We start from the raw sequence: 5000 nt of genomic DNA, 5'->3' as shown, positions 1-5000 counted from the left end.
AGTCCATTCTCTCCAGAGTGTATCCTGAGTACGGCGGAACACGTGAAATTCCGTCGGAATCCGGGAGGACCATCTCCCAAGGCTAAATACTCCCTAGTGACCGATAGTGAACCAGTACCGTGAGGGAAAGGTGAAAAGCACCCCGGAAGGGGAGTGAAATAGATCCTGAAACCATGTGCCTACAAGTTGTCAGAGCCCGTTAATGGGTGATGGCGTGCCTTTTGTAGAATGAACCGGCGAGTTACGATTCCATGCAAGGTTAAGCAGTGAATGCGGAGCCGCAGCGAAAGCGAGTCTGAATAGGGCGATAGAGTATGGGGTCGTAGACCCGAAACCAGGTGATCTACCCATGTCCAGGGTGAAGGTAAGGTAACACTTACTGGAGGCCCGAACCCACGTACGTTGAAAAGTGCGGGGATGAGGTGTGGGTAGCGGTGAAATTCCAATCGAACCTGGAGATAGCTGGTTCTCTCCGAAATAGCTTTAGGGCTAGCCTCAAACTTAAGAATCTCGGAGGTAGAGCACTGTTTGGACTAGGGGCCCATCCCGGGTTACCGAATTCAGACAAACTCCGAATGCCGATGATTTATGTTTGGGAGTCAGACTGCGGGTGATAAGATCCGTAGTCGAGAGGGAAACAGCCCAGACCACCAGTTAAGGTCCCCAAGTATTCGTTAAGTGGAAAAGGATGTGGCGTTGCCCAGACAACCAGGATGTTGGCTTAGAAGCAGCCATCATTTAAAGAGTGCGTAATAGCTCACTGGTCGAGTGGCGCTGCGCCGAAAATGTACCGGGGCTAAACGAATCACCGAAACTGTGGATTGACATCTTAGATGTCAGTGGTAGGAGAGCGTTCCAAGGGCGTCGAAGCTAGACCGTAAGGACTGGTGGAGCGCTTGGAAGTGAGAATGCCGGTATGAGTAGCGAAAGAAGGGTGAGAATCCCTTCCACCGAATGCCCAAGGTTTCCTGAGGAAGGCTCGTCCGCTCAGGGTTAGTCAGGACCTAAGTTGAGGCCGAAAGGCGTAGACGATGGACAACAGGTTGATATTCCTGTACCACCTCCCCGCCGTTTGAGCAATGGGGTGACGCAGTAGGATAGGGTGAGCGCGCTGTTGGTTATGCGCGTCTAAGCAGTGAGGTGTGGAATGAGGCAAATCCCGTTCCTATAACATTGAGCTGTTACAGCAAGGGGATTTATCCCTGAGTCCCTGATTTCACGCTGCCAAGAAAAGCCTCTAGCGAGGCGGGAGGTGCCTGTACCGCAAACCGACACAGGTAGGCGAGGAGAGAATCCTAAGGTGATCGAGAGAACTCTCGTTAAGGAACTCGGCAAAATGACCCCGTAACTTCGGGAGAAGGGGTGCTCTGGTAGGGTGTTAAAGCCCGAGAGAGCCGCAGTGAATAGGCCCAGGCGACTGTTTAGCAAAAACACAGGTCTCTGCAAAACCGCAAGGTGAAGTATAGGGGCTGACGCCTGCCCGGTGCTGGAAGGTTAAGAGGAGAGGTCAGCGCAAGCGAAGCTTCGAATTGAAGCCCCAGTAAACGGCGGCCGTAACTATAACGGTCCTAAGGTAGCGAAATTCCTTGTCGGGTAAGTTCCGACCCGCACGAAAGGCGTAACGATCTGGGCACTGTCTCAACGAGAGACTCGGTGAAATTATAATACCTGTGAAGATGCAGGTTACCCGCGACAGGACGGAAAGACCCCGTGGAGCTTTACTGTAACCTGATATTGAATTCCGGTGCAGCCTGTACAGGATAGGTAGGAGCCTTGGATTCCGGAGCGCTAGCTTCGGATGAGGCGTTGGTGGGATACTACCCTGGCTGTATTGGACTTCTAACCCATGCCCCTTATCGGGGCAGGAGACAGTGTCAGGCGGGCAGTTTGACTGGGGCGGTCGCCTCCTAAAGAGTAACGGAGGCGCCCAAAGGTTCCCTCAGAATGGTTGGACATCATTCGTAGAGTGCAAAGGCATAAGGGAGCTTGACTGCGAGACCTACAAGTCGAGCAGGGTCGAAAGACGGGCTTAGTGATCCGGTGGTTCCGCATGGAAGGGCCATCGCTCAACGGATAAAAGCTACCCCGGGGATAACAGGCTTATCTCCCCCAAGAGTCCACATCGACGGGGAGGTTTGGCACCTCGATGTCGGCTCATCGCATCCTGGGGCTGTAGTCGGTCCCAAGGGTTGGGCTGTTCGCCCATTAAAGCGGTACGCGAGCTGGGTTCAGAACGTCGTGAGACAGTTCGGTCCCTATCCGTCGCGGGCGCAGGAAATTTGAGAGGAGCTGTCCTTAGTACGAGAGGACCGGGATGGACATACCTCTGGTGTACCAGTTGTCTTGCCAAAGGCATCGCTGGGTAGCTATGTATGGACGGGATAAATGCTGAAAGCATCTAAGCATGAAGCCCCCCTCGAGATGAGATTTCCCATTACGCAAGTAAGTAAGATCCCTCAAAGAAGATGAGGTTGATAGGTCTGGGGTGGAAGCACGGCGACGTGTGGAGCTGACGGATACTAATCGATCGAGGACTTAACCAATTTTGAAAAGGGCTTGATTACCCTGATTCGTGTAGCACAATGTCTGTTTTATTCAGTTTTGAGCGAACAAGCTCAAAGAGTCTGGTGACGATTGCGAAGAGGTCACACCCGTTCCCATCCCGAACACGGAAGTTAAGCTCTTCAGCGCCGATGGTAGTTGGGGGTTTCCCCCTGCGAGAGTAGGACGTCGCCGGTCTCATTGAAAGGTCATTACCTTATAGGTAGTGGCTTTTTTTGTGTTTATTTTTAGGATCTATAATAAATATTAATGCATCCATACAACTTTATGGTTCGAGCGCTTAACCGTTCTCTTCTGTAAACGTCGTGGTTATGCTTGCGGGTGTGGAAATAGTAATGACGAGCATGAATCCAAGCTTTAAAGTACGGTTGAACAGTCGTTAGAACGCCTTTTGATTATCGCGCATTACTTCCATTAATGTCGCTATACTTACTGAGAAATTGATATAGTATGACTGAATGTACAAAAAGAATTAAATGAGCAACGTACTATATATGTTGAACTAATGATTCTATATAATCTCCAGCAAAGGCGCCTCAAGGGGCAGCCGAAGCAATAAGACTGACAGCGGTTTTCTTTCTGGCTTATTGCGGGAGGCATCCCCTAGCGCCGAACGTTGTTGAGTGGATTCTTTATATCAACACATATAGATAAGCGAAGTGTAACGCGTATGGTATTAGGTGCTTGAATTACTTTAAAGCTAAAATAGTATTGAACGTTAAGAATAAAAAAGAGGTTTATTCAGGATAAAGGGGGACATGCAAATCACAACCTCATCACAACATTTGAATTAGATCCTATTTTTAAGAATGCCTTGTTTTACTTGCATTAATTCATCTGTGAAATATGAATGGCTATGCCTTAACATTCAGTGATGCCGTTTGAAGATAGGGATTGCTGATTTTAAGAGCTCACTTTAGTGGGGTATTGTTTGGATAGTTTATTTCCTCAGGCCGTGCTAAGTGTTATCAAAAAAGAATTGTAGGGCAAGCAAATTTTATACGCTCAATCCAATTAACGGAAAAGTTAAACCAATAAATGCACTGCCAATGATGAAAAACTATTAAATCATCTCCTACACAATCACTCATTCGATTACTGGAAAGTACTACATGGTACATCTCATGGAATATATACATAGACTTGCACAAAGTCTTGGGGTTTTAATGAGGAGTTTATTTGTGGAGAGAATATCCAATTATCTTTATTACTATATATGTTGAATTAAAGAAACCTGTTGAAACTGCCGTGGCGCTCAATAATAAGAGAGGTGTCATTTGGGGTGTGGAATGTAGAATGCTTGGTGCTATGGTGTTCATTATCGAGAAAAATGTGATTTTGAGATGTATATGCAACGATTATAATGTGATTACTTTTTGATACTAATTATATTCAAGAAAGACACACTCCAGGTTGCGGACTTCATCGCAGATAATGAAAAGCTCTTTCTCACATAGACAATCCAGCGCGGGAGGCATCCACAAAGCGTCGAAGCGGTATTAGTGGGAATCCTAATTCATTTCCAGTACAAGCGCTTTTTCAGTGGCCTCCCAAAAGCCCTTGTAAAGCGCATACGCCGTATTCATTTGTTCAACATATATATCAAAAGATGTTGGGGAAAGTTGATTATAGACTTTTACTTTTTTTGATTCCTTCAAGTCTTGAAAAACGGGTCTTGCACTGTTAATAAATGATTACAATCGCTAAAGTTTGTTCGTGTCGCAGACTTACAAAGGAACCACTTATTCTCTTCAACAGGGTGAACGACCTGATACCCATGAGGTTTGATATTGGATGGCCACCACTCCAAAAAGATAGGAAGTTCACTAAGGCTCGGCATTGAATAGTAGGGGGGCTTTCAACTAGCTTGTTGATTGATGCAGTTAGGGAAATGCAAAAGTAAGATTTTAATCTCTTATTTATAGAAGGAAGAGATCGAAAAAAGAATTTGTTATATTAAGAGGAAGGGTGTTAGTCTAAAAAAATGATTAGATGCATCAGACAAAGGTGAAACAATTATGTAAGGTTAAGGGGAAAGTAATTTTGAGGTATAAATATTTATTTATGCTTGGAGTTTTGGCGAGGTGAATAATACAAGAAGCTATTTACGAACAGTCATATAATGTTTTATAATGCGGCTTTGCTTATATACATGAAATACCATAGGATATTTCTTCTTAAGGACAATCATAAGTCTAGGCAAAACAGGGTAGGTACAACTATATTTAACAATGCGAAAACTATTTCAAAATAAGTCTTGCATTCTGTGAGATAGACTGGTATATTTAATAAGTTCCGTTCAAGACATTATTAAAACAACGACAAAAGAAATTGAAATTAGTTGTTGACATGAACGAAACGAAATGTTATGATATAAAAGTTGTCACCAAAACAATGACAACAACTTAAAGCGAAGAATGCAAGTCGATTCTTCCGAC

The 5000-nt window shown here is 45.3% G+C and carries 2 rRNA genes (1 of these 2 only partly in view); both read left to right on the top strand.

What is annotated here, in order from left to right:
* Nucleotides 1-2543, top strand: a 23S ribosomal RNA gene (locus ACGLYD_RS19170) (it extends 389 nt beyond the left edge of the window).
* A gap of 80 nt (nt 2544-2623) precedes the next feature.
* Nucleotides 2624-2739: ribosomal RNA gene (gene rrf / locus ACGLYD_RS19165) — 5S ribosomal RNA — on the top strand.
* The last annotated feature ends 2261 nt before the right edge of the window (nt 2740-5000 follow it).

This window comes from Sporosarcina sp. SG10008 (genome assembly GCF_044569405.1).
Taxonomy (GTDB): Bacteria; Bacillota; Bacilli; order Bacillales_A; family Planococcaceae; genus Sporosarcina; species Sporosarcina psychrophila.
The sequence above is the reverse complement of the archived record's forward strand: the minus strand, read 5'-3'. Positions and strand labels throughout refer to the sequence as shown.